Here is a 17,115-nt window from a genome sequence, read left to right as displayed (position 1 = left end):
TCCCCTCGTCATTTCAGCTGCCGACACTCTTCTTGAGTTCCTCGATCAGCGCGGGGGTGAGCACCTCGGTGGCCCGGTTGGCGAACATCGCCATCTCGTAGGCGATCGTGCCGAGGCTGGCCTGCTTGGTGGCGAGCACACCGAGCGAGCAGCCGATGCTGATCGTGCAGACCAGCAGGTAGCCCTGCTCCAGCTCGATGATGATCTTGTCGGGCGACCCGAGCGGGTGGCTCTCCGAGACACCGTGGGCCAAACCGAGCATCGCCGAGCAGATCGCGGCCAGCCGGTCGGCGTTGGCGCGTTCCAGCTCGGACGACATCGCGATCAGCAGGCCGTCGGCCGACACGGCGATCGCGCCCATCGCGCTCGCCGTGTTCTGTGCGAAGCGCGTCACCAACCAGTTGAAATTCCGGGCTTCGACGCTGACTCCGGTCGTCATCTCTTGCTCTTCTCTCTCTGTTCCATCTCCGGGTTGACGGCTTTCTCCAACCCGTCACTGAAGGCGTCGAACGCGGCACGTTCGGCCTCGGGGTCACGCATGCCCTTGGGTTTGGCGGTGTTCAGGGCGGCCCGCGCGGTCTGGTGCCGTGCGGCCGGTCCTTTCGACAGGCCCGGCGCCAGCTGGGCACCGGGGACCCGGCGGGTGAGGCCGCCGCGGGAGGCGGCGGGAACGGGCGTCGGGGTCGGCATGGGCATCGGCATCGGGTTGCCCGCCGGTGGGCTCACCGGCGGCGGCGGGGCTTGCGGCGGTACCGATTCTGCTGGCCCCCCGGTGGCCTTCGCGAGTCCTGCCTCGAAACCGTCGAAGGCCGCTTTCGCCGCTTCTGGATCATGCCTTGACTTCTGCCGCGACGGTGCTTCGGGGGCACCGGGAAGCTGCGCGCCCTTGACCCGCCGCCGCAGTCCGCCGCGGGTCTCCCCGGAATCGGCGACCGGTGCCGGCGCGGGAGGCTCGTAAACGGGCATTGGTACGGGCAACGGGGTGGGTTCCGGCATCGGCGTCGGCTCCGGGATTTCCCGGTCGGTCTTGCGGAACCACCGGAAGTCCTTGGGGGGCTGGCCGTCGCGCGGGATCATCCCGGCGATCGCCAGTGTGGGCAGTTCGCGTCCGGCCGCCTTGTCCCGCGGCTGGGACTTGGGCTGGGACCGCGGCGGGGCGGGCTCGTCGCCCGGTTCCGTCGTCGGCCACGCCGGCGGCGGAACGGCCTTCTGCACGGGCTGCCGGTAGGTAAGCAGATTCGGCGGGACGGCGATGCGCGCGGTGATGCCCGCCCCCGGCTCGGTCTCGGTCAGTTCGACCTTGAGCCCGTGCCGCCGCGCGAGCCGCCCGACCACGAACAGCCCGAGCACACTGGTCGGCGCCAGTTCGAGCCGCTCGCGTTCGACCAGTCGCCGGTTCTCCTCGGCGAGCCGTTCGGCGGTCATGCCGATGCCCTGGTCCACGATCACGATCAGGCAGGAGCCGTCGGGCAGGATCTTCGTGCCGACGTCCACAAAGGACTCCGGCGGGGAGAACGAGGTCGCGTTCTCCAGCAGCTCGGCGAAGATCAGCACCAGATCCGAACCGAACGGTGACGACAGCAGGACGTCGCCCATCGAGCCCAGCCGGACCCGCTGGTAGTCCTCGATCTCCGCGAGCGCCGAACGCAACGCGGTCGACAGTTCGATCGGTCCGGAAATCCTTGCCTCGTCGCGGTTTCCCGAAACGACGAGGAGGTTGTCCGCGTTCCGGCGCAGACGGGTGGAGAGGTGGTCGAGCCGGTAGAGACTCGCCAGCAGGGCGACGTCCTGCTCGTTGCGCTCCAGTTCGTCGACCAGCGCCAGCTGCCTGCCCACCAGGTTCTGCGTCCGCTTCGCGACGTTGGCGAACATCAGGCCGACGTTGCGCCGCGTGACGGCCTGCCGTTCCACCAGTTCGGCCGCGGTGGCCTGCACCCGGTTGAACGCCTCGGCCAGTTTGCCGAGTTCGTCCTGGGAGGACACGTCGATGGTGGCGAGCCGCGGCGCGAGTTCTTCGGCCTGCTCGGTGTCGGTCACGCGGACCAGTTCGGTACTCGCGAGGTCCGCGACCGACGTCGCCGCCGTGGTCAGCTTCCGCAGCGGATCCGCGATCGACCGGCTGACCGCGATCGCGAGACCACCGACCAGCAGGAACAGCACGCCGGCGCCGACACCGATCGTCCACGCCAGGTTCTGCGCGGCGTCCGCTCGCGCGGTCGCCGCGTCGGTGATGCCGGTGGTGACCGCGTCCTGGGCGAGCCGTCGCTGGTTCGACTGGGCCTCGACGGCGCCGAGGATGTCCGGCAGCAAGGCCTGCACGGCCTGTTGCCCCCGGGTGTCCGGAAGCCTGGTCTCCAGCGCGTCGACCCGGCGGCCCGTCTCGCCCTGTTCCACCGAGACGACCTGCGTCGCCTGGGTGACGTCGGCCTGCTGCACGAACCGTTCGAGGAACAGCGACGCCTGCTGCTTCGCGTCGTCCAGCACCGGCTCACCCGAATCCGGGGTGATCAGCACGATGATCAGCGCCATCCCGCGCAGCGAGTTCTCCTCGTTCGCGCGCAGCAGCGCGTCGAGCGCGGTCAGCTGCCGGGTGCCCTCCGCGTCACTGGTCTGCTGCGGGACGAGGCGGAGCGAGTTGATGACCGAGTCGATCACCGCGTGGTACGTCCGCGCCACGCTGTCCAGCGAGGCACCGCGCCGGAGCGCGTTCTCCCGGATCTCGCTCAGCGACCCGATCCGCACCAGGGCGGCCGCGAGTTCCTCCGGCGCGTCGGCGCTCAGCTGCGAACGCACCCGGTTCACCGTGTCCGCGACGACGCCCTGCTGCTTCTGCATGGCCCCGCTGCCGGCCGTTGACGACGCGATGTAGTGCGCCGTCAGCAGCCGTTCCCGCTGCAGTTCCCACGCCAGCGTGCCGAGGGCGCGTGCCTGCGACGCGACGTCGGCGGTGGTGCGGGCGGACCGGGCGTCGTCGATCTCCCCGGCGACGTAAGGCACCGACACCAGGACCACGGCGGTCAGCGGCAACATCAGGAGCAGGTTGAGCTTGCCCCGGATGCCGAGTCTGCCGAGCAACCCGGAACGCGGGGTGCGTTCCGGCCGGGTCTTCCCGTGCCTCATGATCACCTTTCTTCTCAGCTTCGTCCGAGGTGCCCGCGGTGCTGCTCCCGGACGAGATCTTCGATGGACGCGCGCAACGCGAGGAACTCCGGCGCGCGTTTGACCGCGAGGTCGCGTTCACCGGGCAGGTCGACCACGATGTCCGCGGCCACCCGGCCCGGGTCCGAGGCGAGCACCACGACGCGTCTTCCGAGGAACACTGCCTCTTCGACGTCGTGGGTCACCATCAGCACGGTGGTGCCGGTGTCGGTCCAGATCCGGCGGATCAGGACCTGCATGTCTTCTTTGGTCTGGACGTCCAGCGCGCCGAAAGGTTCGTCCAGCAGCAGGACGTCGGGTTCGCACACCAGTGCCCGCGCGATCGCGACCCGCTGCTTCTGCCCGCCGGAAAGCTGTTTGGGCAACGACTTCCGCAACCCGTCGAGCCCGGTCTCCTCGAGATACCAGTCGACGCGGCGCGCCCGCTCGGTTTTGTCGAGGTTCAGCAGTTCGAGTCCGAACGCGACGTTGCTCTCCACCGAGCGCCACGGGTACAGCGCCCCGTGCTGGAACACCAGCCCGCGATCCGGGCCGGGCCCGGTCACCGCGTCGCCGTCGAGGGTGATCAGGCCCTCGGACGGTTCCGCCAGCCCGGCGATCAGCGAGAGCAGCGTCGACTTGCCGGAGCCGCTCGCGCCGACCACGCACACGAAGTCGCCGCGCGCGATGTCGAGATCGATCCCGTCGAGCGCCCGGGTGGTCTTGCCGCGGACGGTGTAGTCCTTGGCCACGGCCTTCAGCTGGAGCGTCATACCGCCCACTTCCCGACGCGCGTCCGCAGCTGCCGCAACGCGATGTCGATGACCAGTCCGAGCAGGCCGATCACGATCAGCAGCGCGAAGATCCGGTCGGTCTGGGTGAACCGCTGCGCCCGCATGATCCGCAGGCCGAGACCGGCGGTGGCGTTGATCAGTTCGGCGACCACCACGAAGTTCCACGCGGCCGCGGCGTTGACGCGGGTCGCGTCGATCATGCCGGGCAGCGCATGCGGGACGATCACCTTGCGCAGGACCTCGCCGCGCCGCGCGCCGAGCGTGTAGGACACGTCGATCAGCGAACGCGGCACCCCGCGGACGGCGTCGGCCGTCATCAGCGTGTTGAAGAAGACCGTGCCGAGGAACAGGACCGCGACTTTCGACGGTTCGCCGAGGCCGAGCCAGATCATCAGCAGCGGAATGAACGCGCTCGCCGGCAGGTAGCGCAGCATCGCGATGACCGGCTCGAACAGCGCCAGTCCCGCGTTGAACGTCCCCATCACGATGCCGAGCGGGATCGAGACGAGCACCGCGAGCCCGAAGCCGAGCAGGACCCGCTGGGTGGTGGCCCAGAGGTCGCTGAACAGTTCGCCGGACTCGATCATCTTGAGCAGCGCGTCGAACACCGCGACCGGGGTCGGCAGGAACGTGGGCTTGATGGTGCCCAGCGCGTTCAGCGTCACCCAGATCAGCAGCGGGATCGCGAACGAGGCCACCGCCAGCGTCCACCGCCAGCGCGCGGGGATCGGTGTCCGGAGCGAGAACAGCGGGGAGGCGTTCGGCTTGAGGCCCGCCCGGCGCGGCAGCGGCGACCAGTCCGGTCGCTTGCCATCCCGGAGACGGCCTTCCTGCGCTTCGGCGAGCCGCTGCTCGTCGTCGAGTCGGCGCGCCTCGGCCTCGTCAGCGGCGTCCGTCCGCTGAGTGGCCCGACGGGCCGAATCCGTGGTGCTCACTTCACCGCCTTGACGTACTGGTCGTCGAACAGCCCGTCGAAGTTGGGCCGGTTCTGCGCGAGCCCGTTGGAGATGATGAAGTCGGCGATCTTGCCGGCCTGGAAATTCAGGTGGGCGGGAGTGACGCCCGGGGTGAACGCGTCGAGGTTCTGCTGCTTGGTGAAGATCGTGGTGCCCGCGTCGTAGCTCTTGTACTCGTCGATCGACACCGCGCCGCGTTTGGCCATGATCTGCACGGCCTCGTCCCGGTTCTGCTTGATCCAGTCGATCGTCTGGAACCAGGTGGTCACCAGCGCCTGGACCTCCTTCTTGCGCTCCTTGGACATCTGCTCGGAGACGACGAGGTGGTCAGGGATGGCACCGGGGAATTCGGCGGACGTCGCGATCGCGCGGCTGCCGGGGCGCTCGAGCGCCTTCGAGGTGAAGGGGGCGAAGGCGGCGACCGCGTCGACCTGCTCGCCGACGAACGCGGCCGCGGCGGCGTCGGTCAGCAGCGGGACCAGCTGGACGTCCTTTTCGGTCAGTTTCGCCTCCTGCAGCGCGAGCAGCAGGAGGTAGTGGTCGACGGTGCCCTGCTCGACGGCGATCTTCTTGCCCTTGAGGTCGGCGACGCCGGTGATCCCCTGGCGGGCGATGATCTTGTCGTTGCCTGTCGAGTTGTCGTTGACCAGGACCACCGACAGCTTCGCGCCACCACTGACGGAGGCGAGGGTGTCGTTCAGGGTCTGGCTGTTCGCGTCGATCGCGCCCGAGGAGAGTGCGTTGATGCTCTCGGTGTAGCTGTCGAACCACTTCAGGTCGACGCTCACGCCGTTCTTCTCGAAGAGGCCCTTCTCCTGGGCGACGGCCCACGGGAACCAGCCCGGCCAAGCGCTGTAGCCGATGGTGACCTTGGTGCCGGAAGCGGCCGTGCTGTCGGAACAGGCCGAAAGGGCCGTCACGCCAGCCAGCGAAAGGGCACACAACAACGCCGTCATGACACGGCGGGAACGGGAAATCACAACGCACTCCTGGGGAAGGGGAGTAACAAGGTCGTAGAAAGTTCCGGCGGCTCGAGCGCAGGAGTGATCGACCGACGTCGAACTCCCTCTCGGAAGCCCGGCCGGCAATAGCGGACGGAGCGGCCGCACACCCGGCCGTCCCATCCAAACCTCTGAACACACTGGATAGAGGTGATCACCCCGTTGCTCTCGGCGGCGATCCTATCGAGTGGCGCAAGGTCTACCTAGTGTGATCATCAGCTCTTGCACGATTTGCTGTCACATTCTGCTAAATCAGGAGCGTTCGCCCCAACGGGCGGCGTCCCGGCCGGTGGGCAACCCGGTGCCGCCGGAGGCGCGTCCATCGGGTGACGGGTGAAATCTTCGCCCGTCTCCTGGAGGGAGCAGAAGATGAAATTTCGTTCGGCCGCGTTGTGCGTCGCGGGGGCGGCGATCGTGTCCACGATGGTCGGAGCGGGACAGGCGAACGCGACCAGACCGTCCAGTCTCGTCTTGAGTCCCAACGCCATCGTCGCAGGTGGGACGGTGACAGCGGACATCTATTGCCTGCGCCCGTCCGGTGCCGGCGAGCTCGCGAAGACCCTCGTCGCGGACGGTCTCGCCACGCCGATTCCCTTGCGGGTGGTGGGGGACGGCGGCACCGGCGGCATCGGTGTCGCGTTGCGGGGCGACGGTCCGGTGGGGACGGTGCCGGGCCGGTACACGGCGTCGTACGACTGTTGGGGATGGATTGTTCGCGCGGAGTTCACTGTCACGAACTGACAGGGCGAGACAGAAGAAGCGAAGGCCGGTTTCGGGATTTCGACCCTCCCGAGGGCGGCCTTCGCCGCGTCTCGCGATCGAGAGGCTTGGCACAACTCGCGAGTATGTGTCGCGAGGGTAATTTCTATCGTTTGACAGAATTAGACGCGCCATCGGGGTGGCGAGACGGACGATGGGCCGAATGTCGTAATCAATTGTTCGAAATCAGGAAAAAGGGCGACGCGGGAATTGTCGAAGGGTCGCCGATTTTCGAATAATAAGTTTTCGTGAATTCAAGGGCTCGTGAGTGGCAAGGACGGTTCTAACCGTCCTTGCCACTCGCGAGCCCTTGATCGATCAGGGACCGGCAGGTAACCGGGAGGTAACGGCTTGCGGTCCGGCGGTTACGCACAGATGATCAACCGGGGGTGGCGGGTGTCACCGTTCAGTGGGTTTCGCCGCCGCCTTCTAGGCAATACCGTCGGCGGCAAAGCCGAAGTCACAGATGCCCTGACCGGGTGCGGAGGTTTGGCGGATGATGCCGGAGATCAAGGATGGCGTGGACGGTGACGCCGTTGTGCGCCTGCCCGGAATGCGCGTGGCCTACGAAGGGGCCGCGTTCGACGAGTCCGCGCTGGCGGAGACCTGGACGGCTCAGCTGCAGGACTGGCTGAACCAGGCCGTCTCCGCCGGGGTCGCCGAACCGAACGCGATGGTGCTCGCCACGGCCGACCCGGAGGGCAGGCCGTCCTCCCGGACCGTCCTGTGCAAGGGCCTCGACGAACGCGGCGTCGTGTTCTACACGAACTACACGTCGACGAAGAGCCACGACCTCACCGCGACGCGCTACGCGTCGATCACCTTCCCGTGGTACGCCCTGCAGCGTCAGGTCCACGTGCGCGGCGAGGTCGAGAAGGTCAACGTCGCCGAGACCGCCGAGTACTGGGCTTCCCGCCCGCGAGGCTCGCAGCTCGGCGCCTGGGCTTCGCCGCAGTCCCGCGTCGTCGACGGCCGTCGCGCCCTCGAGACCGCGCTTCACGGCATCGAGCGCCGCTTCGCCGACGTCGAGAAGATCCCATTCCCGCCGCACTGGGGAGGCTGGCGCATCCGGCCCGACGTCGTCGAGTTCTGGCAGGGCCGCGAGGACCGCATGCACGACCGGCTCCGCTACGTCCGCACCGACGACGGCTGGCAGATCGAGCGCGTCGCGCCGTAATTTTGGCCAGCGCGCTGACGAAAAGCGCGCCGAAGGGGCGCCGAGCCGCTTGCAACTCGCGTTGAGAGCGGAGGGCGCCCCTTCATCGCGTTTTCGTGGGCCTGCGGCCCGAAAGAGGGCGCGCGGCGGTGAAGTCTCCCCGTCGCGCTGGCGCGCTCCCGGGAGACGCGTGGGGGCACCGAGCCTCGGTCGCCTGACGGGTGGGGGCCGAGGGGACTTTCCCCGCATCTCACGTGGTGAAAGCGCCCTTCGCCGCGTCTGACGTGGTGAAGGGGGCCTTCGGGTGCGGGGGCGGTGACGTAAATCGCGCGCATTTGGTTAGTTAGCGCGGCTAAGCTGTCGGGTTGTGAGTAACGACGTGGGGGCTGAGCAGCGTAAAGGTGTCCGCAAGCTGTTCGGCTCGATCGTCGTGGACACCCGGCCGCTCAAGATCCCCGCGTTCCGCCGCCTCTGGCTGTCCACCGCGGTCACAGCCGTCGGCAGCCAGCTCACCGCCGTCGCGGTCCCCAAGCAGGTCTTCGACCTCACCGGATCTTCGGCCTACGTCGGCCTGACCGGCCTGGTCGCCCTGGTCCCGCTGCTCGTCTTCGGTCTCTGGGGCGGCGCCATCGCGGACGCGGTCGACCGCCGGAAACTCCTGCTCGTCACCAACGTCGGGGTCACCGTCACTTCGGCGGTCCTGTGGCTCCAGGCGTTCCTGAACCTCGGCTCCGTCTGGCTCGTGCTCGCGCTGCTTGCGGTCAACCAGGCGTTCTTCGCGATCAACATGCCGACCCGCGGCGCCGTCGTCGCCCGGCTGGTGCCGGACAACCTGATCGCGCCCGCGACCGCGCTGAGCAGCACGATGGCCACCTTCGGCGCGGTCTTCGGACCGCTGCTCGCCGGATCGCTGATCCCGATCCTCGGTCTCTCGACGCTCTACCTGATCGACGTCGTCGCGCTGACCCTGACCCTCATCGCGGTCTGGAAGCTGCCCCCGATCCCGCCGCTCGGCGAGGTCGCGCGCCGTGCCGGGATCCGCGACATCATCGACGGCTTCAAGTACCTGGCGACACAGAAGATCCTGCTGGCCTCCTTCCTCGTCGACATCATCGCGATGGTGGCCGGCATGCCACGCGCGCTGATCCCGGAGATGGCCGAGCGCACCTTCGGCGACCCGCCCGGCGGCGGCCCGGCACTGGGCTGGCTCTACGCCGCGCTCCCGGCGGGCGCGATGCTGATCGGTCTCTTCTCCGGCTGGCTGACGAGGATCCAGAAGCAGGGTGTCGGCGTGATCGTCTCGGTCTGCGTCTGGGGCGGCGCGATCGTCGGCTTCGGTCTCGCGAATTCGCTGTGGCTCGCGGTCTTCTTCATGGCGCTCGCCGGGGCCGCCGACATGGTCAGCGCGATCTACCGGATGTCGATCCTCCAGGTCGCCACCACCGACGAGATGCGCGGACGGCTGCAGGGCGTGTTCACCGTCGTCGTCGCGGGCGGCCCGCGCATCGCCGACCTCACCCACGGCTGGGCCGCCGCCGGTGTCGGCACCGCGGCCGCGGCCTCCGGCGGCGGGGTGCTGGTCATCGTGCTGGTCATCGCCGCGGCGCTGCTGATCCCGTCCTTCTGGCGGTACCGGGCCCCGGTGGACTGATTCGCCGGGGCTATCGTCGGATCCATGCGTATTTCACGGGCGATCATCCTGTTCGCCGCTGTCATCGCGACCCTTTCCGCCTGTTCTTCCGGGGACGGGAAGTCGGACAACGCGGCCAAGTCGTCGAGCCAGGCTCCCGCTCCGTCCACCGCCCCGAGTTCCTCGGCCGCTCCCACCGGTGGCGCCGGCGCGAAGGAACCGTGTGCGCTGCTGCCCGCCGAAGCCGTCGGGAAGGCGATCTCCGTCCAGGGCGTGACATCGGCGCCGGGCCCGGTGCAGGACCACGCCGCCAACGGCGGCAAGGCCAAGAGCTGTGTCTACTCCGCGGGCGGCAAGGAGCTCGGCGCGCTCGCCGTGACCCGCTTCGAGGGCAACAAGATCAAACCCGCCGAGATGATCGCCGCGCTGAAGAAGGCGAAGGCGGGTGCGAAGGACGTCGCAGGTGTCGGCGAAGGCGCCGTCTACTACGCCACCGGCGAGAACAAGACCGCGACCCTGGCCGCCGCCGAGCTCGTCGACACCGTGCCGGTGCTGGTCAACTACACCGGATCTGCCGCGATGACGCAGGAAATGATGACCCCGCTGGTGAAGACCGCGGTCGACGCCAACTGACCGAAATACCCAGAACCGCCCTTCGTCAACCCGTGACGAAGAACTGACCAAACCGGACTGTCGGCCACAGACGTGATACGGCACACTCTTGCCGCATGGCGGACACGACGACAACAGAACAGACCGGGCCGACCGGTCAGCCGAGCCTCAAACGGGTCATGGGTTCCAAGCTCCTGCTGTTCTTCGTGGTGGGGGACATCATCGGGACGGGCGTCTACGCGCTCACCGGACAGGTCGCGGGCCGGGTCGGCGGCGCGCTGTGGCTGCCGTTCCTGATCGCGTTCGTGGTCGCGATCATGACCGCGTTCAGCTACCTGGAACTGGTCGGCAAGTACCCGCAGGCGGCGGGTGCGGCGCTCTACACGCACAAGGCGTTCAAGATCCGCTTCCTCACCTTCATGGTGGCGTTCGCGGTGATGTGCTCGGGGATCACGTCGGCTTCGTCCGCGGCGAAGGCCTTCGGTGACACCTATCTCGCCGAGTTCATCACCGCGCCGATGCCGCTGGTGGCGATCCTGTTCGTGATCGGGCTCGCGCTGATCAACTTCCGCGGGGTCTCCGAATCGGTGAAGACCAACGTGGTGCTGACCTGCATCGAGATCGGCGGTCTGCTGATCATCATCGGCGTCGGCGTGTGGGCGGTGCTGAACGGCAACGGGGACGCCTCACGGCTGGTCGAGTTCGACACCGAGAACCAGACGATGCTGGTGGCGATCACCTCGGCGACGTCGCTGGCGTTCTTCGCGATGGTCGGCTTCGAGGACTCGGTGAACATGGCCGAGGAGTGCAAGGACCCGATCCGGATCTTCCCGAAGGCGATGTTGTGGGGCATGGTCATCGCCGCGACCATCTACATCCTGGTCTCCGTGACCTCTTCGCTGCTGGTGCCCGCCGACGAGCTGGAGGCCGCCAAGAGCAGCGCGCTGTTGAAGGTGCTCGACGTCGGTGCGCCGGGATTCCCGCGCGAGGTCTTCTCCGCGATCGGTCTCTTCGCGGTCATCAACTCGGCGCTGATCAACATGCTGATGGCCAGCCGCCTGCTCTACGGCATGGCGAACCAGCGGATCATCCCGAAGCAGCTGGGCACGGTGCACCCGTTCCGCCGCAGCCCGTGGGTGGCGATCGTGTTCACCAGCGTCATCGCCATCGGCCTGGTGTCCTTCGTGGACATCAGCGTGCTCGGCGGAACGACGGCGTTGCTGCTGCTGGCGGTGTTCGCCATCGTCAACGTCGCGGTCCTGGTGCTGCGCAAGGAGAAGTCGGCGCACAAGCATTTCCGCGCGCCGACCGTCATCCCGGTGCTGGCCGCGATCTTCTGTCTCTACCTGGTGACCCCGTTGTCCGGGCGGCCCGCCCGTGACTACAAGGTCGCCGCGATCCTGCTCGGCGTCGGCATCGTGCTGTGGGGGATCAACTGGCTGGTCATGCGGGCGACGCACAGCGAGGAAGACCGGCAGCCCATCGAGCCGCCGGTCGGCTGACCTCGTCAACCGCGGCTGAGCGACTGGTATTCGACCGGGCTGTGGGCCGAGAACACGGTGATCTCGTCGGCGTGTTCTCGGCTCAGCTCGCGCAGCCGCTCGACGTTCTCCAACCGCGGCTTGCGCAGGGTCTGCACCATGTTCTGGAAGACGGTCATCCCCGGCGTGCAGTGCGGCTTCACCGGATCCATCTGACCGTGGAAGAAGTACGCGTCGCCCGCGTGCAGCAGCCAGCCGTCGCCGGTGTCGACCGCCACCCCGGTGTGACCCTTGGTGTGCCCCGCGAGCGGTACCAGCAGGATCTCCGGCGGCAGGCCCTTGAGTTCGCGGACGGCCTGGAAACCGAACCATTCGTCCCCGGCCTCGTCGTACTTGCTCCACAGCGGACGGTGGGCGAACTGGTTGGCGCGGAACCGGAGCTTCTCGCTCTGGCTGGACGGTGACGTCGCCGCGTCGTGCTCCGCGGTGCGGACGTGCACGACCGCGTTCGGGAAGTCCGCGAGCCCGCCCGCGTGGTCGACGTCGAGATGCGTGCAGACGATGTGCCGCACGTCCTCCAGCTTGTGACCGAGCGCTTCGACGTGATGGGCCGCCGTCTCCGTCTCGACCGGCTTCGCGCCGACCATCACCGTGAACGGCGTGCCGAGCCAGGCACCCGGCCGGGCCACCCCCTGACGGCCGAAGCCCGTGTCCACCAGCACGAGCCCGTCGCCGGTCTCGATGAGCAGGCAGTGCGCCACCAGTTCGGCGCGGCGCAGCAGGCCGGGCTGGCCATCGAGGAACTTGCCTCCCGCCGGGCGCATCGTGCCGCAGTTCAGGTGGTGGACCTTCATAGCCTGCTCCTCTGGCTGAGCCGTGCGAATGCGGTGGCGTCGTGCGCGGCGAAGACCGTCACCTCGTCACCGTTGTTACTGACAAGTTCGCGCAGCCGGCGCTGGTTGTCCAGTCGTGCCGTTTTCTCCGTCTGCATGTACGACTCGAAGAAGCCCAGCGCGAACGGGATGTGAGGCTTTCGCTCCAGCTCGCCGCCGTGGAAGACGGCGTCGCCCGCGTTGAGGAGCCAGCCGTCCCCGGTGTCGATCGCGATCCCGGCGTGCCCGCGGGTGTGCCCGGCGAGAGGGATGATCAGGACGTCCGGGACCCCTTCGAGCTCGCGGACGGCGTCGAAACCGAACCACGGCTCGCCGTCGGCGCGGTACGACCGCCAGATCGGGCCGTGGTCGAACTGGACCTTCCGGTAGCGGCTCGCCTCCTTGCGGTCGACCGGCTTCTCCAGCGCCTGGAGCTCCCGGGCATGGACGTGGACCCGCGCCCGCGGGAAGTCGACGAGCCCGCCCGCGTGATCGAGGTCGAGGTGGGTCAGCACGATGTCGCGCACGTCGGCGGGGTCGAAGCCGAGCTTGCGGATCTGCGTGGTGGCGCTGAGGTCGTCGTCGCTGTCGGGGTGGACCAGCCGGACGAACCCGGCACCGAGCCATTCGACGGGCCGGGTGACGGTCGGAGTGCCGACGCCGGTCTCGATGAGCACGAGGCCGGTTTCGGTCTCCAGCAGAAGGCAATGGCAGATCAGTTCCGCGCGGCGGAACAGCCCCGGCTTGCCGTCGACGAGTTTGCCGCCGACCGGCCGCATGGTCCCGCAGTTGAGGTGGTGGACGCGCATCAGGACAGCTCCCGTTCGAGTGTGGTGCGGAGGTGAGGGGCGATCGCGCGCAGCGGCGCGGTGTCGTGCAACGTCTTGGCCAGCAGCAACCCGCCCTCGACGGCGGCGAGGACGACTGTCGCCAGGTGGTCCGCCTTGTCGGCGTCCAGCTGGTGCAGTGCTTCGGAGATGAGGGTGTGCCAGGAGGTGTAGCCGTCGGCGCAGGCCTGGCGGATCGCCTCGCTGTCGCCCGACGCGTCGAGCGCGACCGTCGCGAGTGGACACCCGCGCTGGAAATCCGACTCCTCCAACGAGGTCGCCAGTGCCTCGACGACGTTCTCGACGCCGGTGATGACGTCGGGTGAGTTCGCGACGATCGCGCGCAACATGTCGCAGAGGCGCTCGGCGGACTGGCGGATGGCCTCGGCGGCCAGCTGCTCCTTGCCGCCGGGGAAGTGGAAGTAGAGCGACCCCTTGGGCGCGCCGACGGCGGCGACGAGCTGGTTGAGGCCGGTGGCGTGGTAACCCTGCTGGTGGAAGAGCTCGGCGGCGGAATCGAGCATGCGCTGCCGGGTGTCGGTGCGGCGGACCATGCGGCCGACTGTAGCCAAAGTATGACGACCGGTCTAGTGAGTGAATTTACGCAAATACCCCTGAATAAGGGAGGTTTGTGTAAACTGAGTGGTGACCCGATCGACGGGCGAAGGGAGTGGACATGGTCGACTCGGCCGATCTGCTCCCGGTCGCACGGGCTGCGCAGGTTCTGGACATTTCGCGAGAGCGCGTCCGTGAACTCGTGCACGGCGGCAAGCTGGACGCGATCCGGATCGGTCGCGAACTGCTGGTCGACGCGCGGTCGGTCGAGCATCGGAAGAGCGTGGTGAAACCCGTGGCCGGCAGGCCGCTTTCCGGGCGGATGGCCTGGGGATTCCTGTGGTCGCTGAGTGGCCATCGGCCGCAGTGGATATCGCCGTCGGAACGGGTCCGGCTCAAGCGCTACGCACGGGAACGCGAGCTCGCTCACTGGCCGCGCTTGCTCTCCGGCCGCGCGCGCGTGCACCGCGTACGGATGCTGCCCGGGCCGCTGGCGCGACTACGGGAAGACCCTCATGCCGTCGTCAGTGGTCCTGTCGCGGCCGGGCACTACGGTGCCGACCTGATGGCGGGCGGCGCGGACGAGGAGTTCTATGTCGACGCCGCCCGGTTCGACGAGCTCGCGCGGTCACGGCGCCTTCGGCTGGACAGCGCGGCGCCCAACGTGGTGATCCGGATTCCGGCTTTGCACGGTGTGCTGCGTCCGCCGGGATCGGACGGCCATGCGGTTGCAGCGGCTGTCGCGGCGGATCTTCTCGATGCCGGGGATGAGCGATCTGTCCTTGCGGCGCAACAACTTCTCACTCGTTTGGGCGAGGTGCGCTCGGGAGCGGCAAAGGTAGGGGGTGTGTGGAAATAGGGACGTTGAGTGCCCCTATTTCCACACACCCCGTCACGATCGGACCGGTCACGCGGGACTGTGTGGAATTTGGTCATCCAGCGCACTAAAATCCACACAGTCGACTTCCCGGATGCCGTCAACCTGCTCTCAAGAAAGCCACCGTGTACACGCCTTACGTGGAACTCGACGAAGTCCTCACCGACCTCGTCGCCTCAGCCCGCGAGATCCTCGGCGACACCTACGTCGGCGCGTACGTTCAGGGCTCCTTCGCCCTCGGCGCCGGCGACCTCCACAGCGATTGCGACTTCATCATCGCGACCACCGAGCCCCCGAGCGGCAAGGCCGAAGCCGACCTCCGCGTGCTCCACGACGAACTTCCCACGCGCGAAGGCTTCTGGTGCAAGGAAATCGAGGGCTCGTACGCGGACGTGGGGTCCTTGAAAAGCGGCCAAGGGCTCGGCACACCGTGGCTGTACTGCGATCACGGCCATCGCGTCCTGATCTGGGACACCCACTGCAACAGCCTCCACACCCGCTGGATCCTGCGCCATCGCGGCATCGTGCTCGACGGCCCGCCGATCGCGAGCCTGGTCGACGACCCGGCACCGGAGGCGCTGCGCGCGGCGATGCGTGAGGAGTTGCACGGGCTCATCGACGGCGTCCGGACGTGGGCGCCCTTCGAGCTCGCCTGGACCCAGCGCTACATCGTGTCGACTTATTGCCGCGTGCTCTACACCCTGCGCACGGCCGAGGTCGAGTCGAAGCGCGGCGCGCTCGAATGGGCTCGCGAAAACCTCGACCCGCGGTGGCGGCCGCTGCTCACGCAGGTGTTGCGAGACCGCGAACTCGGCTGGGATCCGGAGGATCCGCCGCGTCCGGGCAGTCTCGAAGCGGCTCGTGAGTTCGCCGCGTACGCCGAGTCGCTAGACGCCGATCGCGGACGCTGACCCGCCGAACCGCTGCCGCAACTCGCGTTTCAGCAGTTTCCCGGACGCGTTCTTCGGCAACTCGTCGACGAAATGCACCGACTTCGGCACCTTGTGCGCCGCCAGCGACTTCTTGGCGAACTCGATCAGTTCCGCTTCGCCGACGGATTCCTTCACCACGACCACCGCGGCGATCGCCTCGATCCACCGTTCGTGCGGCAGGCCGACGACGGCGGCCTCGGCGACGGCGGGATGCGCGTACAGCGCGTCTTCCACCTCGCGAGACGCGACGAGCACGCCGCCGGTATTGACGACGTCCTTGATCCGGTCGACGACGAACAGGTAGCCCTCTTCGTCCTGGCGCACCAGATCGCCGGAATGGAACCAGCCGCCCGCGAACGCTTCCACGGATTCTTCGGGCTTGCCCCAGTAGCCGGTGCACAGCTGCGGAGAGCGGTACACGACCTCGCCGAGTTCGCCCGGCGGGAGGTCGTTCATCTCCGCGTCCACCACGCGCGTCTCGACGAACAGGATCGGGCGGCCGACGGAATCCGGCCGCTCGTCGTGCTCTTCGGGACGCAGCACCGTCGCGAGTGGACCGATCTCCGACTGGCCGAAGCAGTTGTAGAACCCGACTCCCGGCAGTCGCGCCCGCAACTTTTCCAGCACCGGGACGGGCATGATCGACGCGCCGTAGTACGCCTTGGTGAGGCCGCTCAGATCCGCGTCGCCGAGGTCGGGATGGTTCGCGAGTCCCACCCAGACGGTCGGCGGGAAGAACAGGGAAGTGACGCCCTGATGCGGGATCCGCGCGAAGACGTCGCTGAGATCGGGTGCCTCGACGAGGTGGTTCGTCGCGCCGACGGCGAGGCCGGGCATGAGGAACACGTGCATCTGCGCCGAGTGGTACAGCGGCAGCGCGTGCAGCGGCACGTCGCGGTCGCTCAGGTCGAGCGCGGCGATGCAGGACGAGTACTCGTGCACCAGCGCGCGGTGGGTGAGCATCGCGCCCTTCGGCCGGGAGGTCGTCCCGGACGTGTAGAGCAGCTGGACGAGGTCATCGTCCGCGACACCGGATTCCTCGTGCGGGGCGACGGTTTCGTCCAGTGCCCAGTCGAGAATGTCCGAAGTGGACGCATGAGCGGACGTCACGTGCCCGGCCAGCGCGGGATCGACGAACGCGACAGCGGGTTCGGACTGCGTGAGCAGGTACTCGAGTTCTTCGCCGCGCGCGTTGAAGTTCACCGGTACGTGCACCAGCCCGGCCCGCGCGCAACCGAGGTACAGCAACAGGTACGCGTCGGAGTTCTTGCCGAAGGCCGCGACGCGGTCACCGTGGACGAGACCGCGGTCGAGCAGTTTCGCCGCGACCCGGCCCGCCGCGCGGTCGAGTTCCGCGTAGGTCCACACGCGATCGGCGAACGTGAGCGCGACCCGGGCCGGGACGCGCCGCGCGCTCCGCTCCAGGACACGGCCGACGGTGCTGGGGTAGCCGGGAACGGTCATCGCGGCGGTCTCCTTCGTCCGGGCGTGGCATTCCCACAGTACTTTCCCGGCTGTGCTTCCC

16 protein-coding genes are annotated in these 17,115 nt (G+C 68.1%); 7 read left to right on the top strand and 9 right to left on the bottom strand.

What is annotated here, in order from left to right; translation table 11 throughout:
• Positions 1-13: 13 nt before the first annotated feature.
• Genes BKN51_RS29920 through BKN51_RS29900 form a run of 5 tightly spaced genes read right to left on the bottom strand, consistent with a single transcriptional unit; the run spans position 14 to position 5,868 of the window.
• On the bottom strand, positions 14-439 hold the full coding sequence (locus tag BKN51_RS29920) for a roadblock/LC7 domain-containing protein (protein WP_005156032.1): 426 nt from the start codon (positions 437-439) through the stop codon (positions 14-16).
• The gene (locus tag BKN51_RS29915; RefSeq protein WP_101610817.1) at positions 436-3,120 is read right to left on the bottom strand and encodes a sensor histidine kinase; all 2,685 of its coding nucleotides are present in this window, start codon (positions 3,118-3,120) and stop codon (positions 436-438) included. Before BKN51_RS29915 ends, BKN51_RS29920 begins: the two co-directional genes overlap by 4 nt.
• Before the next feature lie 14 nt (positions 3,121-3,134).
• On the bottom strand, positions 3,135-3,911 hold the full coding sequence (locus BKN51_RS29910) for an ABC transporter ATP-binding protein (protein WP_101610816.1): 777 nt from the start codon (positions 3,909-3,911) through the stop codon (positions 3,135-3,137).
• Complete coding sequence (locus BKN51_RS29905) at positions 3,908-4,867, bottom strand: ABC transporter permease (protein ID WP_101610815.1); 960 nt, start codon at positions 4,865-4,867, stop codon at positions 3,908-3,910. The genes BKN51_RS29910 and BKN51_RS29905 overlap by 4 nt, the downstream gene beginning before the upstream one ends.
• The gene (locus tag BKN51_RS29900; protein WP_168214418.1) at positions 4,864-5,868 is read right to left on the bottom strand and encodes an ABC transporter substrate-binding protein; all 1,005 of its coding nucleotides are present in this window, start codon (positions 5,866-5,868) and stop codon (positions 4,864-4,866) included. Before BKN51_RS29900 ends, BKN51_RS29905 begins: the two co-directional genes overlap by 4 nt.
• A 390-nt stretch (positions 5,869-6,258) precedes the next feature.
• Between BKN51_RS29900 and BKN51_RS29895 the strand changes: the two genes are divergently transcribed.
• From BKN51_RS29895 to BKN51_RS29875, 5 genes are all read left to right on the top strand, one after another.
• Entirely contained in the window at positions 6,259-6,630 is a 372-nt protein-coding gene (locus BKN51_RS29895; protein ID WP_101610813.1) for a hypothetical protein, read from the top strand.
• A gap of 514 nt (positions 6,631-7,144) precedes the next feature.
• Positions 7,145-7,825 (top strand): pyridoxamine 5'-phosphate oxidase, encoded by a 681-nt coding sequence (gene pdxH, locus BKN51_RS29890; protein WP_101610812.1) that lies wholly within the window; start codon positions 7,145-7,147, stop codon positions 7,823-7,825.
• A 346-nt stretch (positions 7,826-8,171) separates the two neighbouring features.
• A complete protein-coding gene (locus tag BKN51_RS29885; RefSeq protein ID WP_101610811.1) occupies positions 8,172-9,455 on the top strand; it encodes an MFS transporter in 1,284 nt (427 codons plus the stop codon).
• A 24-nt stretch (positions 9,456-9,479) separates the two neighbouring features.
• Positions 9,480-10,067 (top strand): DUF3558 domain-containing protein, encoded by a 588-nt coding sequence (locus tag BKN51_RS29880; protein WP_101610810.1) that lies wholly within the window; start codon positions 9,480-9,482, stop codon positions 10,065-10,067.
• Positions 10,068-10,162: 95 nt separating this feature from the next.
• Positions 10,163-11,548: an APC family permease gene (locus BKN51_RS29875; RefSeq protein ID WP_101610809.1), complete on the top strand. Its 1,386-nt coding sequence runs from the start codon at positions 10,163-10,165 to the stop codon at positions 11,546-11,548.
• Positions 11,549-11,553: 5 nt separating this feature from the next.
• On the opposite strand, the gene BKN51_RS29870 is transcribed toward BKN51_RS29875, so the two are convergent.
• Genes BKN51_RS29870 through BKN51_RS29860 form a run of 3 tightly spaced genes read right to left on the bottom strand, consistent with a single transcriptional unit; the run spans position 11,554 to position 13,780 of the window.
• Complete coding sequence (locus BKN51_RS29870) at positions 11,554-12,381, bottom strand: MBL fold metallo-hydrolase (protein ID WP_101610808.1); 828 nt, start codon at positions 12,379-12,381, stop codon at positions 11,554-11,556.
• Positions 12,378-13,208, bottom strand: a complete 831-nt coding sequence (locus BKN51_RS29865) for an MBL fold metallo-hydrolase (RefSeq protein ID WP_101610807.1) — start codon at positions 13,206-13,208, stop codon at positions 12,378-12,380. Before BKN51_RS29865 ends, BKN51_RS29870 begins: the two co-directional genes overlap by 4 nt.
• The gene (locus BKN51_RS29860; RefSeq protein ID WP_101610806.1) at positions 13,208-13,780 is read right to left on the bottom strand and encodes a TetR/AcrR family transcriptional regulator; all 573 of its coding nucleotides are present in this window, start codon (positions 13,778-13,780) and stop codon (positions 13,208-13,210) included. The genes BKN51_RS29865 and BKN51_RS29860 overlap by 1 nt, the downstream gene beginning before the upstream one ends.
• 122 nt (positions 13,781-13,902) lie before the next feature.
• Here BKN51_RS29860 and BKN51_RS29855 point away from each other — a divergent pair, with 122 nt between their 5' ends.
• Positions 13,903-14,640 (top strand): helix-turn-helix domain-containing protein, encoded by a 738-nt coding sequence (locus BKN51_RS29855; RefSeq protein WP_101610805.1) that lies wholly within the window; start codon positions 13,903-13,905, stop codon positions 14,638-14,640.
• A 143-nt stretch (positions 14,641-14,783) separates the two neighbouring features.
• Positions 14,784-15,569 (top strand): aminoglycoside adenylyltransferase domain-containing protein, encoded by a 786-nt coding sequence (locus BKN51_RS29850; RefSeq protein ID WP_101610804.1) that lies wholly within the window; start codon positions 14,784-14,786, stop codon positions 15,567-15,569.
• On the opposite strand, the gene BKN51_RS29845 is transcribed toward BKN51_RS29850, so the two are convergent.
• Positions 15,546-17,054, bottom strand: a complete 1,509-nt coding sequence (locus BKN51_RS29845) for a fatty acyl-CoA synthetase (protein WP_101610803.1) — start codon at positions 17,052-17,054, stop codon at positions 15,546-15,548. The two genes, BKN51_RS29850 and BKN51_RS29845, sit on opposite strands and share 24 nt — an antisense overlap.
• Positions 17,055-17,115 lie beyond the last annotated feature (61 nt).

Source organism: Amycolatopsis sp. BJA-103 (genome assembly GCF_002849735.1).
Taxonomy (GTDB): Bacteria; Actinomycetota; Actinomycetes; order Mycobacteriales; family Pseudonocardiaceae; genus Amycolatopsis.
Note: the sequence above shows the minus strand (reverse complement) of the source record. Positions and strands in the feature narration are given on the sequence as shown.

Excerpts from the sequence above, each read along its gene's own strand:
- pdxH (WP_101610812.1), top strand. The coding sequence starts at position 7,145 with ATGATGCCGGAGATCAAGGATGGCGTGGACGGTGACGCCGTTGTGCGC.
- BKN51_RS29860 (WP_101610806.1), bottom strand. The coding sequence starts at position 13,780 with ATGGTCCGCCGCACCGACACCCGGCAGCGCATGCTCGATTCCGCCGCC.
- BKN51_RS29880 (WP_101610810.1), top strand. The coding sequence starts at position 9,480 with ATGCGTATTTCACGGGCGATCATCCTGTTCGCCGCTGTCATCGCGACC.
- BKN51_RS29895 (WP_101610813.1), top strand. The coding sequence starts at position 6,259 with ATGAAATTTCGTTCGGCCGCGTTGTGCGTCGCGGGGGCGGCGATCGTG.
- BKN51_RS29875 (WP_101610809.1), top strand. The coding sequence starts at position 10,163 with ATGGCGGACACGACGACAACAGAACAGACCGGGCCGACCGGTCAGCCG.
- BKN51_RS29915 (WP_101610817.1), bottom strand. The coding sequence starts at position 3,120 with ATGAGGCACGGGAAGACCCGGCCGGAACGCACCCCGCGTTCCGGGTTG.
- BKN51_RS29870 (WP_101610808.1), bottom strand. The coding sequence starts at position 12,381 with ATGAAGGTCCACCACCTGAACTGCGGCACGATGCGCCCGGCGGGAGGC.
- BKN51_RS29855 (WP_101610805.1), top strand. The coding sequence starts at position 13,903 with ATGGTCGACTCGGCCGATCTGCTCCCGGTCGCACGGGCTGCGCAGGTT.
- BKN51_RS29910 (WP_101610816.1), bottom strand. The coding sequence starts at position 3,911 with ATGACGCTCCAGCTGAAGGCCGTGGCCAAGGACTACACCGTCCGCGGC.
- BKN51_RS29865 (WP_101610807.1), bottom strand. The coding sequence starts at position 13,208 with ATGCGCGTCCACCACCTCAACTGCGGGACCATGCGGCCGGTCGGCGGC.
- BKN51_RS29845 (WP_101610803.1), bottom strand. The coding sequence starts at position 17,054 with ATGACCGTTCCCGGCTACCCCAGCACCGTCGGCCGTGTCCTGGAGCGG.
- BKN51_RS29920 (WP_005156032.1), bottom strand. The coding sequence starts at position 439 with ATGACGACCGGAGTCAGCGTCGAAGCCCGGAATTTCAACTGGTTGGTG.